15 protein-coding genes, 1 pseudogene and 1 riboswitch are annotated in these 20,859 nt (G+C 68.2%); of the genes and pseudogenes, 3 read left to right on the forward strand and 13 right to left on the reverse strand.

The window, feature by feature from the left end; all coding sequences use genetic code 11:
* Positions 1-88 precede the first annotated feature (88 nt).
* The 7 genes from QH168_RS15950 to QH168_RS15980 all read right to left on the reverse strand — a co-directional run bounded on the left by QH168_RS15950 (position 89) and on the right by QH168_RS15980 (position 5,126).
* Positions 89-1,153: a PHP domain-containing protein gene (locus QH168_RS15950; protein ID WP_280235437.1), complete on the reverse strand. Its 1,065-nt coding sequence runs from the start codon at positions 1,151-1,153 to the stop codon at positions 89-91.
* A 5-nt stretch (positions 1,154-1,158) separates the two neighbouring features.
* The gene (locus QH168_RS15955) at positions 1,159-1,740 is read right to left on the reverse strand and encodes a dihydrofolate reductase family protein (protein ID WP_280235438.1); all 582 of its coding nucleotides are present in this window, start codon (positions 1,738-1,740) and stop codon (positions 1,159-1,161) included.
* Between the two features lie 57 nt (positions 1,741-1,797).
* Positions 1,798-2,664 carry a bifunctional DNA-formamidopyrimidine glycosylase/DNA-(apurinic or apyrimidinic site) lyase gene (gene mutM, locus QH168_RS15960; RefSeq protein ID WP_280235439.1) on the reverse strand — a complete coding sequence of 289 codons (867 nt, stop codon included), beginning with the start codon at positions 2,662-2,664 and terminating at the stop codon, positions 1,798-1,800.
* Position 2,665: 1 nt separating this feature from the next.
* Positions 2,666-3,388 (reverse strand): ribonuclease III, encoded by a 723-nt coding sequence (gene rnc, locus QH168_RS15965; protein ID WP_280235440.1) that lies wholly within the window; start codon positions 3,386-3,388, stop codon positions 2,666-2,668.
* A 14-nt stretch (positions 3,389-3,402) separates the two neighbouring features.
* A complete protein-coding gene (rpmF, locus tag QH168_RS15970; RefSeq protein WP_109529679.1) occupies positions 3,403-3,585 on the reverse strand; it encodes a 50S ribosomal protein L32 in 183 nt (60 codons plus the stop codon).
* A 2-nt stretch (positions 3,586-3,587) separates the two neighbouring features.
* Entirely contained in the window at positions 3,588-4,268 is a 681-nt protein-coding gene (locus QH168_RS15975; RefSeq protein ID WP_280235441.1) for a YceD family protein, read from the reverse strand.
* Positions 4,269-4,379: 111 nt separating this feature from the next.
* On the reverse strand, positions 4,380-5,126 hold the full coding sequence (locus QH168_RS15980; protein WP_280235514.1) for a DivIVA domain-containing protein: 747 nt from the start codon (positions 5,124-5,126) through the stop codon (positions 4,380-4,382).
* A 389-nt stretch (positions 5,127-5,515) separates the two neighbouring features.
* On the opposite strand from QH168_RS15980, the gene QH168_RS15985 reads away from it, so the two are divergent.
* Complete coding sequence (locus QH168_RS15985) at positions 5,516-6,028, forward strand: GtrA family protein (RefSeq protein ID WP_280235515.1); 513 nt, start codon at positions 5,516-5,518, stop codon at positions 6,026-6,028.
* A gap of 70 nt (positions 6,029-6,098) precedes the next feature.
* Here the strand turns inward: QH168_RS15985 and coaD are convergent, their stop codons facing one another.
* From coaD to QH168_RS16005, 4 genes are all read right to left on the reverse strand, one after another.
* Entirely contained in the window at positions 6,099-6,584 is a 486-nt protein-coding gene (gene coaD / locus QH168_RS15990; protein ID WP_280235442.1) for a pantetheine-phosphate adenylyltransferase, read from the reverse strand.
* Positions 6,585-6,587: 3 nt separating this feature from the next.
* On the reverse strand, positions 6,588-7,181 hold the full coding sequence (gene rsmD / locus QH168_RS15995) for a 16S rRNA (guanine(966)-N(2))-methyltransferase RsmD (RefSeq protein WP_280235443.1): 594 nt from the start codon (positions 7,179-7,181) through the stop codon (positions 6,588-6,590).
* Positions 7,178-10,576, reverse strand: coding sequence for a pyruvate carboxylase (locus QH168_RS16000; protein WP_280235444.1), 3,399 nt, complete (start codon positions 10,574-10,576; stop codon positions 7,178-7,180). The genes rsmD and QH168_RS16000 overlap by 4 nt, the downstream gene beginning before the upstream one ends.
* Positions 10,577-10,736: 160 nt before the next feature.
* Positions 10,737-11,618, reverse strand: a complete 882-nt coding sequence (locus tag QH168_RS16005; RefSeq protein WP_280235445.1) for a glycosyltransferase — start codon at positions 11,616-11,618, stop codon at positions 10,737-10,739.
* 136 nt (positions 11,619-11,754) lie between these two features.
* Positions 11,755-11,952, forward strand: a riboswitch (cobalamin riboswitch).
* A 149-nt stretch (positions 11,953-12,101) separates the two neighbouring features.
* Between QH168_RS16005 and metE the strand changes: the two genes are divergently transcribed.
* Positions 12,102-14,369, forward strand: coding sequence for a 5-methyltetrahydropteroyltriglutamate--homocysteine S-methyltransferase (metE, locus tag QH168_RS16010; RefSeq protein WP_280235446.1), 2,268 nt, complete (start codon positions 12,102-12,104; stop codon positions 14,367-14,369).
* Between the two features lie 653 nt (positions 14,370-15,022).
* A pseudogene (locus QH168_RS16015) lies at positions 15,023-16,445 on the forward strand (short-chain fatty acyl-CoA regulator family protein).
* 1 nt (position 16,446) lies between these two features.
* Here QH168_RS16015 and recG read toward each other — a convergent pair.
* On the reverse strand, positions 16,447-18,726 hold the full coding sequence (gene recG / locus QH168_RS16020; protein WP_280235447.1) for an ATP-dependent DNA helicase RecG: 2,280 nt from the start codon (positions 18,724-18,726) through the stop codon (positions 16,447-16,449).
* A 49-nt stretch (positions 18,727-18,775) separates the two neighbouring features.
* Positions 18,776-20,512 (reverse strand): DAK2 domain-containing protein, encoded by a 1,737-nt coding sequence (locus QH168_RS16025; protein WP_280235516.1) that lies wholly within the window; start codon positions 20,510-20,512, stop codon positions 18,776-18,778.
* Between the last annotated feature and the right edge of the window lie 347 nt (positions 20,513-20,859).

The following is a 20,859-nucleotide window of genomic DNA, read 5'->3' on the forward strand; positions in this document are numbered from 1 at the left end:
TGCGTGGCAATAATATTCGGCCATAGCGCGCCGAATTCCGCGATAACGGCCGTACTGTTCGCAAACAGTTAACCAAACGGCCTTTCGCTCACGCGCTGGATTGCCGCGTCCACTCCAGCAGTTCGTCGGCGGGCCTGGTGTTGATGACCCGCTCCGGCGGCACCTCGTTCGCCACCGCGCGGGCGCATCCGTATCCCTGCCAGTCCAGCTGTCCGGGGGCGTGGGCGTCGGTGTCGACGGCGAATTCGCAGCCGATATCGAGGGCCAGCCGCATCAGTCGGCTCGGCGGGTCCTGTCGTTCGGGCCTGCTGTTGATCTCGACCGCGGTGCCGAAGCGGCGGCACGCCTCGAAGACCAGCTCGGCATCGAATTCCGATTCCGGCCTGGTCCCACGCCCACCCATCACGAGCCGCCCGGTGCAATGGCCGAGCACATCCACCCGCGGGTTCGCGACGGCGTAGACCATCCGTTTCGTCATGGTGTCGCGGTCATCGCGCAGGCGCGAATGCACGCTGGCCACAACGATATCCAGTGCGTCCAGCAGTTCTGGGTCCTGGTCGAGGCTACCGTCGTCGAGGATATCGACCTCGATACCGGTCAGAATGCGGAACGGCGCGAGTTCGGCGTTGAGCGCCGCGACCACGTCGAGCTGGCGGCGTAACCGTTCGGTCGAGAGCCCGTTGGCGACGGTCAGTCGCGGCGAATGGTCGGTCAGCGCGCAGTATTCGTGTCCGAGCGCGGCGGCGGTGCGCATCATCTCCTCGATGGGGCTGCCGCCGTCGGACCAGTTGGAATGGGTGTGTAGATCACCACGCAGCAGCCGGCGCAGTGGTCTGCCGTCGATCCCGATCGGTTCGGCGGCGGCACGCAGTTCGGCCAGATACGGCGGCACGACACCGGAGTACGCCTGTTCGATGACGGCCGCCGTCTTGGGCCCGATACCCGTCAGCTCCTGCCAGCTGCCCGCCGCCCGCCGCTCGGCACGTTCCTCATCGGACAGGGCGGCCACGATATCGGCGGCCTTGCGATAGGCCTGCACCCGATGGGTTTTCGCGCGTTCGCGCTCGAGCCAGAAGCCGATCTCCCGCAGCGCCGCCACCGGTCCCGGCGCGGTGGCCGGGTCCGGTGGCGCGGTCGAATCGTCGCCCGCCACCTCGGCTATCGAATCCTGCCGTATTTCACGAACGCCACTCCGTCCTCGAAGACCTGGCTGGTGATCACCCGGAACCGGGTCGGTTCGGGCAGCTTCGGGCCGTCGCCGAACAGGGAACGGCCGCGTCCGAGCACGATCGGGTACAGCTTGAGGAAGATCTGGTCGATCTCCGGCAGCAGCACCTGGGCCAGCTCACCGCCACCGCACAGCCAGATGCCGAGCCCTTTGTCGCGTTTGAGTTCACGTACCGTGGCCAGCGGGTCGGCGGAGATCAGTTCGACGGCCGGGTCCGGGCTCTCCGGCAGGGTCGAGGAGACCACGAACTGGCGCAGATGCGCGTACGGGCTGGAGGTGCCGGTGCGCACGCCGAAATCGTGGGTTTTGCGACCCATCAGCACGGTGTCGAAGTTGGCGTTGCGCTTATCGATGCCGAGCGCTTCGCGGACCTTGGTCGGCAGCGTCTCCGGGTACTGCGCCGTGATCGCCGGACCGTGGTCGCCGCCGACCGGGAAGAAGTCGACCGACCCTTCCTCGGTGGCGATGAACCCGTCGATGGTCGAGGCGACGTAGTAGGTGAGCTTGCGCATGTGTCCTTCCTGCACGGCCGGTGTCACAGTAGGGCCGTATGCAGAAACGGTAGCTCGCTAACGGGTCGCGGGGCGAGCCTTCTTCTGGCATCGCGGGCACGAGTACGAGGAGCGGTTCATGAACTTCTCCCGCACGATCGGCGCGCCACAGCGTGAACACGGCCGGTCGGCGCGGCCATAGACGGCCAGAGAGCGCTCGAAGTAGCCGGATTCACCGTTGACGTTGACATAGAGCGCGTCGAAGGAGGTCCCGCCCGCCGCCAGCGCATCGCTCATGACGGCCTCGACCTCGGTGAGCAGAGTGCGCAGCGCGGGTGCGGTGAGCCCGGCGGCGGTTCGGCAACCGTGGATCCGCGCCCGCCACAGCGCCTCGTCGGCGTAGATATTGCCGACGCCGGAGATGACGGTCTGGTCGAGCAGGACCCGTTTGATCTCGGTCCGTTTGGCGCGTATCGCGGACACCACGGCCTCGGCGTCGAATTTCGGGTCCAGTGGGTCGCGGGCGATATGGGCCACCGGCTCCGGCAGCAGAGTGCCGTCCACCTCGACCACATCGGCCAGTGCCCAGCCACCGAAGGTGCGCTGGTCGACGAAGCGCAGTTCGGTGCCGTCATCGAGGGTGGCGCGGATGTGGGCGTGTTTCTCCACCGGCGCATCGGCGGGCCGCACCAGCATCTGTCCACTCATCCCGAGGTGGACGACGAGCGCGAGGTCGGGGTCGTCGAAGGTGAGCCACAGGTATTTGCCGCGTCGTTCGGCGTCGGCCACCCGCTGCCCGGACAGCCGGGCGGCCAGGTCGGCGGCGCCTTCGAGATGGCGGCGCACCGACCGTGGATGGGTGACGGCCACCGATTCGATGACGTGGCCGACCACATGACCGGCCAGACCGCGCCGGACGACCTCGACTTCGGGGAGTTCGGGCACGTCAGGACTCGGCGGTCAGCGCCTGATAGGCGGCGCCCGCGGCCTTCTGCTCGGCTTCCTTCTTGGACCGGCCGACACCCTGACCGTAGGCCCGGCCCGCGATCACCGTGGTGGCGGTGAATTCCTTGTCGTGGTCGGGCCCGGTCGAGGTGATCTCGTAGCTGGGCACGCCGAGACCGCGTTCGGCGGTGAGTTCCTGCAAGCTGGTCTTCCAGTCGAGCCCGGCGCCCATACGGGGGCCGCGTTCGAGCAGTTCGGCGAACAGCCGAAGGACCACCCCGCGGGCGACCTCGATGCCGTGCTCGAGGTGCACGGCGCCGAGCAGCGATTCCATGCCGTCGGCGAGGATGCTCGGCTTGTCCCGGCCACCGGTGAGTTCCTCACCCTTGCCGAGCAGCAGGTGCGCACCGAGCCCGCCCTCGCCGAGACCACGGGCGACCTCGGCGAGCGCGTGCATATTGACCACGCTGGCGCGCAGCTTCGCGAGTTCGCCCTCGGACTTGTCCGGGTGCTCGTGATAGAGCCGCTCGGTGATGCTCAGCCCGAGCACCGAGTCGCCGAGGAATTCCAGGCGCTCGTTGGTCGGGAGTCCACCGTTCTCGTACGCGTAGGAGCGGTGGGTGAGCGCGAGCGTCAGCAGCTCCGACGGCACCTCGACACCGAGGGCGGCGAGCAGGCTCGCATGGTCACCGGAGGGGCCGAGTTCGTCCTTACCGGCGGTCACGGCTGATCTGGTACTCAGACCGCAGAGGTGACCTGGCGGCCCTTGTAGGTACCGCAGGACGGGCAGGCGATATGCGGCAGGGTCTTCTCACCACAGGCCCGGTTCGGGCAGGTGATCAGGGTAGGCGCGGTCGCCTTCCACTGGCTGCGCCGCGACCTGGTGTTGGAACGGGACATCCGGCGCTTGGGAACGGCCACGACTACTTCTCCTCTGTCTGTGTATCTGCCCGGTCGGCAGTGTCTGCCTGGTCGGCGGAACGGTCTGGGGCGGCACCCGCATCGGGGCTGCCATCGCGGGGCGAATCGGCGGCGAAATTCGCCAGCTTGGCCCAGCGGGGGTCAAGTATCTCATGTCCATGATCAGAACCCGCAATCGCCATCCGCACTCCGCATTCCGGGCACAGTCCGGCGCAGTCGGGCGTGCACAGCGGCTGGAGCGGAAGCTCGAGGCCGAGGGCGTCGACGATGACGGGTTCGAGGTCGATGAGATCGTCGACCATCCGGTACATCTCGTCCTCGGAGGTGGTCTGCTCGGTGGCGCTGTCCGGGTAGGCGAACAGTTCGGTCAGCGACAGCTCGACCTCGTCGTCGAACGATTCGAGGCAGCGCGAGCATTCGCCGGTGAGCGGCGCGGACACCGTCCCGGTGATGAGTACGCCTTCGGAGACGGCCTGCAACCGCAGGTCGAGTTCCACATCGGCGCCCACCGGGATGGCGATCAGATCGAGTCCGAGGCGGTCGGTCGTGGTCACCGTGCGATGCAGTTCACGCATCGACCCGGCACCGCGGCCGAGGTTGCGGACGTCCAGGAGGAAACCCGTATCGGGCACCGGGTGCGAGCCGGTACGCGAACGCGAGGCGGAACCGGAACCGGCGGACATCACGAACTCACCTTCACGATCAGGGGGAATGGGCAACCACTCCACAATACGCGACACCGCACGCCGGACCCAACTCGACCAGGCGACGCCAGCGGGTTCCGGACGTGCGGCCTAGCGCCGGTAGTCGGAGGCGTAGTCGGGCATACCCATCCCGGTCCGCAGCTGCTGCCGACCGCGCCCGACGATGCGCAGGGTGCCGTTGAGGGTCTCCTCGAACTCGGCGAGCTTGGAGTCGACGTAGTGATCGCACTCCTCGCGCATCCGGTCGGAATCGGCCTGCGCGGCGTCGATCAGCCGGGCCGATTCGGCATGCGCGGCGCGCACCACCTCGGTCTGCGCGACCAACCGGTCCTGTTCGGCCTTACCGTCGGCGACCGAGCGATCGTAGGAGGCCTTACCGGCCTCGATCATGCGCTCGGATTCCGCGCGCGCCCGCCCGGTGAGGGCCTCGTATTCGGCATTGCCGTCGGCGACCACGCGTGCGGCCTCGGCCTCGGCGGTGTCGACGAGGCGGTCGGCGTGCGCGGTGGCCTCGGCGACCATCCGGTCGGCGTGTGCCTTGGCATCGGCGAGGATGCGATCGGCTTCGGCCCGCGCGGAGTCGATGGTGTCGGCGGCCTGCTCATTGGCGCCGGTCACCGCCGTTTCGGCGGCGTTGCGCGCATCGGTGACGATCTTGTCGCGGTGATCGAGAACGTCCTGGGCGTCGTCCAGCTCTCCCGGTAGCGCGTCCCGGACGTCGTCGAGCAGTTCCAGCACATCACCGCGCGGCACGATGCAATTGCGCGTCGGGGGGATCCCGCGTGCCTCCTCGACGATGGCGACCAGCTCGTCGAGTGCCTCGAATACGCGATACATGCTCACTTACCCCGCTCTCCCAGATCGACGGTGAACTTCCGTCGTCGCCCAGTGTGCCCTCCACCACGGCTCGTGCCGAGTCCCGTTCCGGTGTGTCGTGTGAGTGTCTCCGAGACCACAGAAATCAAGTGGAGAATGGGCCTCCGCTTCGTGCTAGATTCATCCGGAAGCCACAAGATCTTCATAAGCGGACCGCAGGCGCACCCTGCGACCGTGCACTGAGGAAGGCCGACGAGCAGGACACCTCGACATCGACGTTGACAGGTTTCGCTTGTTCAGTACAGACTGAACATGTTGTATTCGAAACCATCGGGTAGCGCCGACGGGAAGGGAATGCGAACGCCCTCGCAGTTGTCTTACCTGTTGGCTCACGTTCGATCGGAATGACCATGACCGTCCTGGAACTACCGCGACCGGCATTGCCCACCGCGCGGGTGCTCACCCCGCTGGCCGGGCCGTATCCGGATGTGCGGGAAGTCTCGACCGCACGGGTGCGCGGCGCGCTCGGCTATCTGCGTGGTGATCGGGCATTCCCCCAGCTGATCCGTTTCGCGCTGGTCGGTGGATGCAGCAATGTGGCCTATGTCCTGCTGTTCTTGGGCATGCTCGGCATCGGGCCACTGGTGGCCAATGTGGTCGGTTCCGTCGTCAGCACGGTGATCGCCAATGAACTGCATCGCCAGCTCACCTTCCACGCCGCCGACCGCGTCGGCTGGTTCACCGCGCAGTGGGAAGGCGGTGGGCTGGCGTTGGTCGGGCTCGGCATCTCCACCGCGGGCCTGGCGGCGCTCGACTTCTGGGCACCCGGCCTCGGCGGCACCGTCCAGGCCGCTGCCGTACTGGCCATCACCGCCGCCGTCGGCGGTCTGCGCTTCCTGGCGCTGCGCGGTTTCGTCTTCTGACCCGAGGACCAACAGATTCGCCCCGGTCCACCTCTGTGGCGCCGGGGCGAACTCGTCGTCGGGTGCGGAATCAGCTCGCGCGCTCGGCGATCCGTTCCAGCAGACGCTTGTGCACGGCGGGCGGCAGCATATCGGTGACGTCGCCGCCGAAGGTGGCGACCTCTTTGACCAGTGAGCTGGACAGATAGCTGAAGGTGGGATTGGTGGCGACGAAGAAGGTATCGACGCCGGACAGCTTCTTGTTCATCTGCGCCATCTGCAATTCGTAGCCGAAGTCACCGGCATCGCGCAGACCCTTCACGATCGCGGTGATGCCCTGCTCGCGGGCGAAATCCACCAGCAATCCGTGCCAGGATTCGACTCGGATGTTCGGCAGATGCGCGGTCGCCTCCCGCAGCATGTCGATGCGCTCGTCGACGCTGAACATGCCCTGCTTGTTCTTGTTGATCATCACCGTGACGACGACCTCGTCGAACTGGGCCGCCACTCGGTTGAACACGTCGATATGTCCATTGGTCACCGGGTCGAACGAACCCGGGCACAGCGCTCCTGCCATGAGTCAGACGCTAGCAGGCTCAGCGCCGGGTTCGGCCGGTGCGGCGTCGAACTCGGCGAGCTCGATTCTGGTCTCGCCGTAGCGGCGCGGCTTCTCGGCCAGAAAACCCGCGGGCCAGTCGATCTCGGGTGAGCGGCTGGACCGTTCCACCACCACCAGCGCGCCGGGCGCGAGCCAACCCCGCCCGGCCAGGGCGGTCAGATCGGCGACCACGGCCGCGGTGTCGATGTCGTAGGGCGGATCGGAGAACACCAGGTCGTATCCGATGGGCGCGGGGTGGGCCAGGACGGCCGAGACGGAGCCGACGCGCAGTTCGGCGCCGGACAGTCCGAGATCGGTGATATTGCCGCGCACGACCGCCGCGGCCCGGCGATCGGATTCGACCAGCAACGCCCGCGCCGCACCGCGCGAGAGCGCCTCCAGTCCGAGCGCACCTGACCCCGCGTACAGGTCGAGCACGCGGACGCCGTCCAGATCCAGCCGCGCGTCGATCGCGCTGAACAGGGCCTCACGCACCCGGTCGGAGGTCGGCCGGGTGCCGGCGGGCGGGACGCGCAGACGGCGCCCGCCCGCCGTACCGGCGACGATGCGCGTCATTCGGATTCGCGCGCGGCCAGCTCGATCAGCAGGTCACCACCCTCTACCTGCTGCACCTTGCCGATCGCCACCCGGCCGACCAGACCGGCGCGCGGCGCGGTGATAGCGGCCTCCATCTTCATGGCCTCGATGGTGCCGATGGTGTCTCCGGCGGCGACGGTGTCGCCCTCGGAGACCGCGAGGGTCACCACACCGGCGAACGGGGCGGCGATATGGCCGGTGTTGTTCTTATCGGCCTTCTCGGCGGCCGGGATCTCGCTGGACACCGAGCGGTCGCGCACCGACACCGGCCGCAACTGGCCGTTGAGGATGCACATGACCGTGCGCATACCGCGTTCGTCGGGCTCGGAGATCGCCTCGAGGCCGATGAGCAGCGTGACGCCCTTCTCCAGCTGCACCCGATGTTCCTCACCGCGGCGCAGACCGTAGAAGAACTGGTTGGCCGACAGTCCGGTGGTGTCGCCGTATTTGTCGCGGTGGGCGAGGAACTCGGCGGTGGGTGCGGGGAACAGCAGCCGGTTCAGCGTCGCGCGACGCTGCGCGGAGGTTCCGGCCAGTCCGGCTTCGTCCTCCGGGGTGAGCGGTGTCTCCGGCTTGGCGGGCCCGCGTCCGGCCAGCGCCTTGGTGCGGAACGGTTCGGGCCAGCCACCGGCCGGGGTGCCGAGTTCGCCACGCAGGAATCCGATCACCGAGTCCGGGATGTCGTAGCGGCCGGGATCGGCGGCGAAGTCCTCGATGTCGACGCCGGTGCCGACGAGCGCCAACGCCAGATCACCGACCACCTTCGACGACGGGGTCACCTTCACCAACCGGCCGAGCAGCCGGTCGGCGGCCGCGTACTTCGCCTCGACCTCCTCGAAACGATCACCGAGGCCGAGCGCGATGGCCTGCTGACGCAGATTCGACAACTGACCACCGGGGATCTCATGGGTGTAGACGCGGCCGGTCGGTGCGGGCAGACCGGACTCGAACGGCGCGTACACCTTGCGCAGCGCCTCCCAGTACGGCTCCAGATCGCAGACGTTGCGCAGGTTCAGGCCGGTGTCGTGCGGGCTGTTCGCGGCCGCCGCCACGATCGCCGACAACGCGGGCTGGCTGGTGGTGCCCGCCATCGCGGCACTGGCGCCGTCGACGGCGTCGGCGCCGGCCTGCCATGCCGCCAGATAGGTGGCGAGCTGACCACCGGGGGTGTCGTGGGTGTGCACATGCACCGGCAGATCGAAGTTGCTGCGCAACGCCGAGACCAGCGTGGCGGCCGCGGGTGCGCGCAGTAGGCCCGCCATATCCTTGATCGCGAGCACGTGCGCACCCGCGTCGACGATCTGCTCGGCCAACTTCAGGTAGTAGTCGAGGGTGTAGATGTTCTCGTCCGGGTTGGACAGATCACCGGTGTAGCTCATCGCGACTTCGGCGACCGCCGTACCGGTTTCGCGCACCGCGTCGATGGCCGGGCGCATCTGATCCACGTTGTTGAGCGCGTCGAAGATGCGGAAGATATCGATCCCGGTCGCGGTGGCCTCGGAAACGAAAGCGCGCGTGACCTTCTCGGGGTAGGGCGTGTAGCCGACGGTGTTGCGGCCACGCAGCAGCATCTGGAGACAGATGTTGGGCACGGCTTCCCGCAGCGCGGCCAGCCGCTCCCACGGGTCCTCGTAGAGGAACCGAAGCGCCACATCGTAGGTCGCGCCGCCCCAGGCCTCGATCGACAGCAGTTCCGGCGTCAACCGGGCGACATGTCCGGCGACGGCGAGCAGACCGCCGGTGCGCACTCGGGTGGCCAACAGCGATTGGTGCGCGTCACGGAAGGTCGTATCGGTGACCCCGACCGCGTTCTGCTCACGCAGCGCCCGCGCGAAGCCTTCGGGGCCGAGTGCGAGCAGCCGCTGCCGCGAACCGTCCGGCGGCGGCACCGACAGATCGAGGGCGGGCAGCTTGTCGTGCGGGTAGATCGCGGTCGGACGTTCACCGTGCGGCTTGTTGACGGTGACGTCGGCCAGATATTCGAGGATCTTGGTGCCACGGTCTGCCGAGCGGCGCAGATCCAGCAGCTGCGGACGTTCGTCGATGAACGAGGTGGTGACCCTGCCCGCCCGGAAATCCGGATCGTCGAGCACGGCGAGCAGGAACGGGATATTGGTCGTGACGCCACGAATACGGAATTCGGCCAGCGCCCGCCGGGCCCGCGCGACGGCGGTCGGGAAATCACGGCCGCGGCAGGTGAGCTTCACCAGCATGGAGTCGAAGTAGGCACCGATCTCGGCGCCCAGATTGGCGCCACCGTCGAGGCGGATACCGGCGCCGCCCGGGGTGCGGTAGGCGGTGATGCGGCCGGTGTCGGGACGGAAGCCGTTGGCCGGGTCCTCGGTGGTGATCCGGCATTGCATGGCGGCGCCGCGAATGGCGACGGTGTCCTGGCTCAGGCCGAGATCGGCGAGCGACTCCCCCGCCGCGATACGCAACTGCGACTGCACCAGATCCACATCGGTGATCTCCTCGGTCACCGTATGCTCCACCTGGATCCGCGGATTCATCTCGATGAACACGTGCTTACCGCGCTCATCGAGCAGGAACTCCACGGTGCCCGCGCAGCTGTAACCGATCTGCCGGGCGAAAGCCACCGCGTCGGCGCAGATCTTCTCGCGCAGTTCGGGATCCAGATTCGGCGCGGGCGCGAGCTCGATCACCTTCTGATGCCGCCGCTGCACCGAACAGTCGCGCTCGAACAGATGCATGACGTTGCCCTGGGTGTCGGCGAGGATCTGCACCTCGATATGGCGCGGATTCACCACCGCCTGTTCGAGGAACACCGTCGGATCGCCGAAAGCCGATTCGGCTTCACGGGAGGCGGCTTCGATGGACTCGCGCAGCTGCGCGGGCGCGGCGACCCGGCGCATACCGCGGCCACCACCACCGGCGACGGCCTTGACGAAGACCGGGAACTCCATAGATTCGGCCGCCGCCAGCAACTCCTCGACATTCGCCGAGGGTTCGCTGGAGTTGAGGACCGGAAGTCCGGCCGCCTTGGCCGCGGCGATGGCGCGCGCCTTGTTACCGGCCAGCTCGAGCACCTCGGCGGAGGGCCCGATGAAGGTGATGCCCGCACGCGCGCAGGCGGCGGCCAGATCGGGGTTCTCCGACAGGAAGCCGTAGCCGGGGTAGATCGCGTCCGCGCCTGCCGTCTCGGCCGCCTCGATGATGGCCTCGATGGACAGATAGGCCCGGACCGGATGGCCTTCCTCACCGATCTGATAGGCCTCGTCCGCCTTCAGGCGGTGCACCGAGTTGCGGTCCTCGTGTGGGAAGACGGCCACGGTCCCGATGCCGAGTTCGTAGGCCGCACGGAAGGCGCGGATGGCGATTTCGCCGCGGTTGGCAACCAGAACTTTCGAGAACATTGGCCTAACGTACCCGCCGCCGCGGCATGGTCCGACACCGAAGTCCACTTCGCAGGAATCTTCACAACCGGGTGTGGCACGGTTGCGAAGTTGCGTTCATCGGGCCGTCACATCTCACCGTTCGGACTACCCGTCGGTAGGGTCGGTCGCTAACCGTGGGCTACCGCCAGCGCAGGGTGCGATAGCGCAGACCACCGCCGAGCTGACCGACCGCGACGCCCATCAGCAGACCGCGCTCCTCACCGGTCAACCCGAGCGTGAACGCCAAACGAAGGATGCGCACCGACACCTCGGGCAGCCGGATCAGCGGCAGTCCGTTCTCCGGGAACTCCGCCTCGAGCCGGGCCAGACCGATACCGCGGGCCCTGCCCTGCCGGAATCCGGGCAGAAAGCCGCGGCGATAGCGGTAGGCGACCAGTGCTTCGGACAGATATCCGGTCCGGAAACCCTCCCGATGGGCGTGCCAGCCGAAGGCGAGATCCTCATTGGCCGGATAGGTGACGTCCATACCGCCGAGCTTGCGGTAGACCGCGGCGCGGCAGCCCATACTCGTGCCGACGATCACCGGCGCGAAAACGCCCACCGGCTGGAAGTTCTCCGGCGCCGGAATCTCCGCGATCCCGCGCCGATGCTGCGCGTTGAGCGAAGCGCCCTCCACCGCCGAGCAGATCAGGTCGTAGCCCTCGTCCAGGAATTCCACCATGCGGCGCATCCAGTCGGGATGCACGCGATCATCGTGATCGCAGAACAGCAGCAGCTCACCGGCGGCCTGTTCGGCTCCCGCATTGCGGGCATAGGCCGCGCTCGGGATTTCCGCGGCCGCGACATAGCGCAGATTCAACCGGGCACGATGGGCATGTGCCTCCAGATGCCCGGCCAGGCCCGTGAGGTTGTGGTTGTCCACCACGATCACCTCGAACTCGCCGTCGTGATCCTGCGCCGCCAGCGCCGCCAACTGCTCGTCGAGCTGGGCCAGTCCGGCGTCGCCGGTGATGTAGGCCGGGATGACCACCGAGATCGCCGGGGCCTTCGCTGTCTGCACGATGATTGCCTGCTTTCCCTCATGAAACAGGCACACAGGCTAAGACAGGACACGGCGGCTTGCCACCGGTGAAGAAGCGGCGACTAAGGTGGGCTACGCAGCTGGTTCGCCAGGCCGGACGACAAGGAGCCCCGAACGTCCGCGCCGGCGTCGAAGCCCGCCCCCGGCGGGTGAGAGGGAACCCGGTGGGAATCCGGGACTGTCCCGCAGCGGTGAACGGGAACGACCGCCGTCATCAGCACTGGGCGCACAGCCTGGGAAGCGACGGCCAGTAGGTCGGCCGAATCGGCCGGTGCCCGTGAGTCCGAAGACCTGCCGTTGTGCCGGATACGCCGTATCCGGCGGCCATCGCCTCGTGGATCGGGCGCCGCCGCCAATGGTGACATTCGACTCGGCCGCAGTGCCGGGTTCTTCGGGGTCTCATCGGTGTCCGCGCACCCGGAAACGGCGCTGGCTGTCGAACTTCAGCACTGGAGAAACACCGTGACTGCTCTTTCGCCAAGCCCGTTCACCGCAACGGTCCTCGGACTCCCCCGGGTGGGGCCGCGCCGGGAACTCAAACGTGCCACCGAGTCCTACTGGGCCGGGCGCCTCGACGCCGATCAGCTGCACGAGACGGCTCGCGAACTGCGCCGCGCACAGTACGCCGAACTGCTCGAGGCCGGACTCGACTCGATTCCGGTCGGTACCTTCTCCTACTACGACCAGGTGCTCGACACCGCCGTACTGCTGGGCGCGCTGCCGCCGCGGGTGGCCGGGATCGAGAACCCGCTGGACCGCTATTTCGCCGCGGCACGCGGCAACGATTCGGTCGAGCCGCTGGAGATGACCAAATGGTTCGACACCAACTACCACTACCTGGTTCCCGAAATCGGCGCCGAGACCACCTTCTCGTTGAATCCGCAGGCGCTGCTCGACCAACTGCGCGAGGCGATCGATCTCGCAGTGCCCGCCCGGCCGGTGGTCATCGGTCCGGTCACCTTCCTGAAGCTGTCCAAGACCGACGGCGCCGCCGCGCTCGACCGCATCGGCGAACTGATTCCGCTGTACCGGGAACTGCTCGGTCTGCTCGCCGAGGCCGGTGCGAGCTGGGTGCAGATCGATGAGCCCGCCCTGGTCACCGATCTGACCGAGGACGAGCTGGCCGTGGTGCGGCAGGTCTACACCGAGCTGTCGGCGCAGCAGCAGCGCCCGGCCGTGCTGGTCGCCACCTACTTCGGTACCCCCGCCGCGGCGCTGTCGGTGCTGGCGGGCACCGATATCGAGGGTGTGGCCGTCGATCTGACCTCGGGCACCGATATCGCCGAGGTGGCCTCCGTGCCGTCGTTGGCCAGCAAACTGCTGGTCGCCGGTGTGGTGGACGGCCGCAATGTGTGGCGGACCGATCTGGACGCCGCCCTGACCACCCTCGGTACCCTGCTCGGTTCCGCGGGTTCGGTGGCGGTGTCGACGTCGTGCTCGCTGCTGCACGTGCCGTACTCGCTCGCCGTCGAGACACAGCTCGACGACGCGCTGCGCTCCTGGCTGGCCTTCGGCGCCGAGAAGGTCGCCGAGGTGCGGGTGCTCGCCACCGGCCTCGGTTCCGGCACCGAGACGATCGCCGACGAATTGGCCGCCGCGCGTGCGGCTTCGGCGAGCCGCAAGGCCGATCCGCGGATCAACAACGCCCAGGTTCGTGCCCGGCTCGACGCACTCGGCCCCGATGCCGCCCGGCGCGCACCGGCCGAACAGCGGCGCGCCGTACAGCAGGAGCGGCTGCAACTGCCGCCGCTGCCGACCACCACCATCGGTTCCTATCCGCAGACCTCGGCCATCCGGCTGGCGCGCGCCGCACTGCGCTCGGGCGAGATCGACCAGAGCGAATACGAGCGCCGGATGCGCGATGAGATCGCCGATGTCGTGGCGTTGCAGGAGAAGTTGGAACTGGACGTGCTCGTGCACGGCGAGCCCGAACGCAACGATATGGTGCAGTACTTCGCCGAGCAGCTCGACGGGTTCGCGGCGACCGATCTGGGGTGGGTCCAGTCCTACGGCACCCGGTGCGTGCGTCCGCCGATCCTGTTCGGTGATGTAAGCCGTCCGGCGCCGATGACGGTCGGCTGGATCACCTTCGCCCAGTCGCTCACCGATAAGCCGGTCAAGGGCATGCTGACCGGACCGGTCACCATCCTGGCCTGGTCCTTCGTCCGCGATGACCAGCCGCTGGCGGATTCGGCCAGGCAGGTGGCGCTGGCCATCCGGGACGAGACGGTGGATCTCCAGCATGCGGGAATCAGGATCGTTCAGGTGGACGAGCCCGCGCTGCGTGAGTTGCTGCCGCTGCGCACCGCCGATCAGCAGGCCTATCTGGACTGGTCGGTGCAGGCGTTCCGGTTGGCGACCTCCGGTGTCGCCGACGCGACCCAGATCCACACCCATCTGTGCTACTCGGAGTTCGGTGAGGTGATCGACGCGATCGCCGGACTGGATGCCGACGTGACCTCGATCGAGGCGGCGCGTTCACGCATGGAGGTGCTCGATGATCTGAACGCCGCCGGTTTCGATCTCGGTGTGGGACCCGGCGTCTACGACATCCATTCGCCCCGCGTCCCCGGCGTCGAGGAGATCACCGCTTCGCTGCGTGCGGCATTGAAAGCCGTTCCCGCCGAGCGCCTCTGGGTCAACCCGGACTGCGGCTTGAAGACCCGCGGGCAGGCCGAAGTGGAGGCGTCGCTGCGCAATATGGTCGCCGCGGCGCGCGCTGTGCGCTGATCGGCAGGATCTGTCGGGCCGGGCCGCACCTGTGGGTGCGGCCCGGCCCCGTATCCCCCACTCCCGCACGCCTGCTCAGCCCTCCATCTCCCCGGCGGCCCCCGGCTCTCGTCGCCGTCCGCGTTTGTCCACACAGCCCTGGCATCGTCGCGCGACCCGCAACACCGGCCGCTCCCGCGAGTCCGGCGCCGCCACCCCACGCCACACCGCCCGGCACCCCTGATTCCGCTCCATGCGCCTACCCCTCCTCACACATCACAGTCATCGTTTTGCCAGGTAGGACGCCCGGCCGCGGGATTCGGTTCCCCTTTCTCCCGAGAACTTTCAACACGCCGCTCGACACGCCGACGAGCATGGATCTGTCGATGGTCGATGATCGTTTCCGGCGTTGCGTCGTCCGCCTCGACCGACTCCGCGTCCACCCGGACAGCGCCGCGGGCGGCGCCGCACCCGCGCGAAACCCGCCGCGGGTGCGGCGCGAACGCGTACGATATCGCTCTTCGTCCGCCCGCGCGCATCCGGCGATCCCAGCCGATCCTTCGCATGCTACGCATCCGATTTTTACGGCGAAAAACCTTGCACCAGTAAGATTTCGTGCGTGGCGACCGGCGTTCTTGCAATGGTTGCGAAGATGCACGGTACGATCGCTCGCCGTGCGAAAGATGTACGCCGGAGCCCGGCTGCGACGACTGCGCGAAGAACGGCGGATGACCCAGGCCGCCCTCGCGAAATCGCTGGACCTGTCGCCGAGCTATCTCAATCAACTGGAACGCGATCAGCGTCCGCTGACCATCCCGGTCCTGCTCAAACTGAACTCGACCTTCGATCTGGATGTGCAGTTCTTCGCCGCCGACTCCGATGCCCGGCTGGTGTCGGATCTACACGATGTGCTCGTCGACGCCGCCGGTGGAGACAGCGCACCGCTCACCGAGATCGAGGAGCTGGCCACCCGGCAGCCGGAGATCGCGCGCCTGGTGGTGGCGATGCATCGCCGGTTGCGTACCGCCACCGATCAGCTCGATCTGTTCTCGGCGCGGGTCGCCGCTCCGGCGGGCGCGGCCGGGATGCCGATGCCGTACGAGGATGTGCGCGATTTCTTCTACGACCACCACAATCACATCGGCCGCCTCGATCTGGCCGCGGAACGACTGTTCGACGAATGCGGTCTGTCGATCGGATCGCTGGACCGCCAGCTGGCGCGGGTGGCGGAGGAACGCGCGGGCGTGACGGTGCTGGTACGCGGCGACGGCGCCGATTCCTCGGTCCCCAAACGCCGCTACGACCCCGACAGCCGCACCCTCACTCTGGCCAGACGGCTACGTCCGGGGCAGCGCGCCTTCCAGATCGCCACCACCCTGGCATTCCTGCTCTACGGCAACGAACTCGACGCGGTACTCGCCGAAGCGCCGTCGCTGGTCGGCGAATCCCGCACACTGGCGCGCATCGGACTGGCCAACTATTTCGCCGGCGCCCTCGTATTGCCGTACCGGGCGCTTTCTGCGCTCGGCCGAGGAACTGCGCTACGACATCGACCTGCTCGGACTGCGTTTCGAGGTCGGCTTCGAAACCATCTGCCATCGGCTGAGCACACTGCAACGGCAGGGTCAGCGCGGCGTTCCGTTCTTCTTCGTCCGCACCGACCGGGCGGGCAATATCTCGAAACGACAGTCCGCCACCGCCTTCCACTTCTCCCGCGTCGGCGGCAGCTGCCCGCTGTGGGTGGTGCACGAGGCCTTCGCCCATCCCGGCCGCATCCTCACCCAGGTGTCCGAGATGCCCGACGGGCGACGGTATTTCTGGATCGCGCGTACCGCCATGATGGCGCCGCAGGGGTTCGGCACCATGGCCAAGAACTTCGCCATCGGCCTCGGCTGCGATATCGAGTACGCCGATCGGCTGGTGTACTCCAAGGGCATTCAGCTCGATGATCCGGCCACCGCGGTACCGATCGGCGCGGGATGCAAGGTCTGCGATCGGCCGTCCTGTCCACAGCGGGCGTTCCCGCAGATCGGCAGCCCGCTGGCGGTCACCGAGGAGATATCGGTGGATCTGCCCTATCCGCGCGTACGGGCGTGAGTCAGGATTTCGCCAGATACTCCAGGCGTTCGGAGTCGACGGCGGCGTGCATCATCGCCGCCAGCCCCGGATGCCTGGACAGGCCAGGATCCTCCTCGACCAGTTCACGCGCGAGTTCCTGTGCCACGGTGATGACCTCGAGGTCGTCGAGCAGTGAGAGCAACCGCAGCGAACGCGCGGTGCCCGACTGCGCCGAACCGAGCACATCGCCTTCGCGGCGCTGCCGCAGATCCAGTACCGCCAGTTCGAAACCATCGGTGGTGGCGGCGACGGCTTCCAGGCGCGTCATCGCCGGACCTCCCGGAGCCGCGTCGGTGACCAGCAGACACAGTCCCGGATGTTTGCCGCGGCCGATGCGCCCGCGCAACTGGTGCAGCTGGCTGACGCCGAACCGGTCCGCGTCCACGATCACCATGACGGTGGCATTGGGCACGTCGACGCCGACCTCGACGACGGTCGTGCAGACGAGCACATCGATGTCGCCCTCGTTGAATTCGCGCATCACCTGGTCTTTTTCATCCGACGGCAGGCGCCCGTGCAGCAACCCGACCCGAAGCTGCGCCAGCGGCCCGGTGCGCAGCTGATCGAAGACGTCCAGCACCGCCTGGGTCGTCGGCCCCTCCTTGCCGTCGGCGGCCTTGGACTTCCCGCCACGTGACTTGCCACCACCCGCGCCGTCCTCGTCGTCGCCGATGCGTGAGCACACCACATAGGCCTGCCTGCCCTCGCGCACCTCCTCGGCGATGCGCTCCCAGGCACGCTCCACCCAGTTCGGATGCACCCGGCGCGGCACCACCTTGGATGCGATGGGGGAACGACCGCGCGGAAGTTCGGTGAGGGTGGAGGTTTCCAGATCGCCGAGGGTGGTCATGGCGATGGTGCGTGGGATCGGCGTCGCGGTCATCACCAGCAGATGCGGGGTGGAACCGGCCTTGGCCTTCGCACGCAACGCGTCTCGCTGTTCCACGCCGAAGCGGTGCTGTTCGTCGACCACCACCATGCCGAGATCGAAGAACTCCACCGCGTCCTGGATCAACGCGTGCGTGCCGATCACGATGCCCGCTTCACCGGTCACCGCGGCGAGCAGCGCCGCGCGTTTCGTCGCGGACGACATCGAACCGGTCACCAGCGTCACCCTGGTCGCGGTGTCGGCGCCGCCGAGTTCACCGGCTCGGCCGAGTTCGCCCAGCATGCCGCACAGCGATCGATAGTGCTGGGCGGCCAGCACTTCGGTGGGCGCGAGCAGCGCGCACTGTTGACCGGCATCGATCACCTGGAGCATGGCGTGCAACGCGACGATGGTCTTACCGGAGCCCACCTCACCCTGGAGCAGGCGATGCATCGGCTGCTCACGCGACAGATCCGCGGAGATCTCGCCGATCACCTGACGCTGACCGGCGGTGAGTTCGAACGGCAGACGCTTGTCGAAAGCCGCGGCGATGCCGTCGGTGCGCGGCGGACACGGGCGCGCGGTCCGACCGGACACCTCATGGCGGCGTTCGGCCAGCACCAACTGGAGGGCGAGGGCTTCATCGAAACGCAGCCGCTGCTTGGCCTGTTCGATATCGAGTTTGTGCTCCGGCAGGTGGATTCTGCGCAGCGCCTCCGACACCGCCATCAGTTCCCGCTCCTCGCGGATCCGTTCCGGCAGTGGATCATCGATCGGATCCAGCTGGTCGAGCACCTGCCGCACACAGGCCAGGATTTCCCAGCTCTGCACCTTCGCCGTCGCCGGATAGACCGGGATGAACTCGCGCTCGAAGAACGACATGTCCACCCCGCCCGCATCTTTCGCGCTCTGGGCGATACCGCGCAGATCACCGCCACCGCGCACCGTGGTCAGGGTCGGTTCCGCGTCGTCGGTGTTCTCGGGCAGGATCAGATAGCCGGGATGGCTCAGATTCCATTGGCCGGGCCGCCAATAGGTGACGGTCCCCGACATCATCGCCCGTGCCCCCTCGCGGACCACGTATTTCACCTTGTCGCCATTGAAGAAGGTGACATCCACGCCGCGGCCGGTGCCGGTATCGAGCACCACCTTGAGCAAGGATCCACGGCGCTGGCGCATCGGCTTGAGTTCGGCCTTGGTGATCCGGCCGATGACGGTGATGTGCGAACCGTCCTCGGGCGCCTCCTCGGTGAGGGGCTGGCCCTGGGTGGCGTAGCGCAGTGGATAGTGCCGCAGCAGATCCTCGACGGTCTGCATATCGAACGCGTCGGCCAGGGAGGCGGCCGCCTTCGCGCCGAGTAGATGGTCGAGCCGATCGCTCAGTGTTGCCATGACCTCGTTCCCGCCGCCTTCGTCCGCGCCGTCGCCGCACTGCGCACCGTCATTCGACTCCGATCTGGATCAGATCGGCATGCTGGCCACCGGAATACACGATGACCTCCACCCCGGGAAAATCCTCCGCGATATGCGCGGCCAGTTCCTCGGCCAACCCTTCCGGCGCCGCGGCGCCGACCAGCAGGGTGACCAGTTCACCACCGAGGCCGAGCATCCGGTCCAGCAGTGTCTGCCCGGCCGCGCGCACATCACCGTCGATGACGATGACGTCGTGGCCGACCAAGCCGAGACCGTCACCGGGTTCGCAGGTGCCGACCATTGTCAACGCGCGCTCGGTGGCCGCGCGCAACGACCCCCACCGGGTGGCGGCGGCGGCCTCGGACATGGTGAAGGCGTCGTCCACCGCGATCCGGCCGCGATCATGCACCGCGAGCGCGGCCAGCCCCTGCACCATCGAACCGCTCGGCAGCAACAGCACATCACGGTGCCGTTCCCGCGCGGCCACGCCGACGGCCACCAATTCCTGCGCGGCCAGGGCGCCGTTGGGCAGCACCAGCACCTCGCGGTTGGGCATCCGCCGGATGGCGGCGAGCAGGGCCGCCGAGGTGACGAACGGCTCGCCGGGAATCACGATCGCGCCCGCGGCCTCGAACAGCGCGATCGAGCCCTCACCCGCCGCGACCGCCACGATGCCCCGGTCCGCGGCGGCCTCGGCGAGCGACGCCCCGCCCGGCTCGCCGGATGACGAGCCCGCGGCACCGGAGTCGTGCGCGGCCGATCGACCGGATTCGGCAGTCCGCGCGACTCCGCAGCGTCCGTCGCCCGCAGCCGCACCGGCCGGATGCGCATCCGGTTCGGTGGCCTCCACGGCGAATGATTCGACGCGCACCCCGCCGAGCGTCCCCGCCGCCAATCCGGCTTCGACCGCGGCGCCCGCGTCGACGCAGTGGACATGCGCCGACCAGCTGCGTTCACCGTCACCGACGACGACCACCGAATCGCCCAGTTCGGTGAGGCGATGCCGCAGCGTCTCGATCCGGTGCGGATCGGAGTCGGTGAGCCGGTACATCACCTCGTAGCGGGGCGGGGCCGCGGCAGCGAGGACCGGCGCCGGATCGAAGGCGGTACCCGCGGGCGGATACACCGGCCGGGCGGGCCGTGCACCGGTCACCACCTCGACCAGGCAGTCCAACAACACCACCAGGCCGCGCGCACCCGCGTCGACCACACCGGCAGCCCGCAGCACCGTCAACTGCGACGGGGTCTCACCGAGCGCCTTCGCCGCGCCGTCGGCGGCCGCGAGCGCGACCTCCGCGAGCCCGGAATCGGCGCAGACCGCGGCCTCACCCGCCGCGCGTTCGAGCACCGTGAGGATGGTGCCCTCCACGGGAACGCTCAGCGCCTCCCGCACCAGCACCGCGGCCCGGTCCAGCGCCACCCGCAACGACATCGCGCCCAGCGGACCGCCGTGGGTCGCCTCCGCGATGCCCCGCAGCACCTGCGACAGGATGATCCCGGAATTGCCGCGCGCGCCCGAGGTCGCACCACGCGCCATCGCGGCCGCGACCAGCGCGGCCGGTGCCACCGGCGCGCTCGGCGATCCGCCGGGAAAGGGCCCGCCGTGCGCGGACAGCACTGCCACCTCGGCGCACGAGACCGCCGCGCGCATGGTGGCCAGCAGGTTGGTGCCGGTATCGGAATCGGCGACCGGGAAGACGTTGAGGGCGTTGATCTCCTCGCGCCGGTTGGTCAGCTCGTCGAGGCAGAGCCTGCCCCACCGCATCAGCGCAGTCCCGTCGACCGCATCCGGTCTCGGCACCGCGTATGCCCCGCTCACCTCCCACGATTCCGGCACGCGGCTCCTCCTCTCACCACCTCGACACCCGACACCACTGCTGGCCAGGTTAGCCGGATCCACCGACATCGCCGCGGTCGCGGCGACCGCACGTCGACGTGGCGCACCACACCCGATCCGGGCCAGGAGGGGACCGGTTTGGTGGATCGCGGGGCGGGCGGTTAATCTTGCAGGGTTGCCTCGCGCGGCCGCTTCGGCTTGCGCTCGCCGATCACCGTCGGCAAGGCGCTACGACATTGTTTCCGGACATGCTGTGTTGTGATGCAGCGGTCCCC

This window comes from Nocardia cyriacigeorgica (assembly GCF_029868385.1).
GTDB lineage: Bacteria > Actinomycetota > Actinomycetes > Mycobacteriales > Mycobacteriaceae > Nocardia > Nocardia cyriacigeorgica_F.

Coding starts and splice junctions, on each gene's coding strand:
- QH168_RS15955 (WP_280235438.1), bottom strand. CDS start 1,740: ATGCGCAAGCTCACCTACTACGTCGCCTCGACCATCGACGGGTTCATC.
- QH168_RS15975 (WP_280235441.1), bottom strand. CDS start 4,268: ATGTCCGCCGGTTCCGGTTCCGCCTCGCGTTCGCGTACCGGCTCGCAC.
- QH168_RS15980 (WP_280235514.1), bottom strand. CDS start 5,126: ATGTATCGCGTATTCGAGGCACTCGACGAGCTGGTCGCCATCGTCGAG.
- QH168_RS15985 (WP_280235515.1), top strand. CDS start 5,516: ATGACCGTCCTGGAACTACCGCGACCGGCATTGCCCACCGCGCGGGTG.
- coaD (WP_280235442.1), bottom strand. CDS start 6,584: ATGGCAGGAGCGCTGTGCCCGGGTTCGTTCGACCCGGTGACCAATGGA.
- rsmD (WP_280235443.1), bottom strand. CDS start 7,181: ATGACGCGCATCGTCGCCGGTACGGCGGGCGGGCGCCGTCTGCGCGTC.
- QH168_RS16000 (WP_280235444.1), bottom strand. CDS start 10,576: ATGTTCTCGAAAGTTCTGGTTGCCAACCGCGGCGAAATCGCCATCCGC.
- recG (WP_280235447.1), bottom strand. CDS start 18,726: ATGGCAACACTGAGCGATCGGCTCGACCATCTACTCGGCGCGAAGGCG.
- QH168_RS16025 (WP_280235516.1), bottom strand. CDS start 20,512: ATGCGGTGGGGCAGGCTCTGCCTCGACGAGCTGACCAACCGGCGCGAG.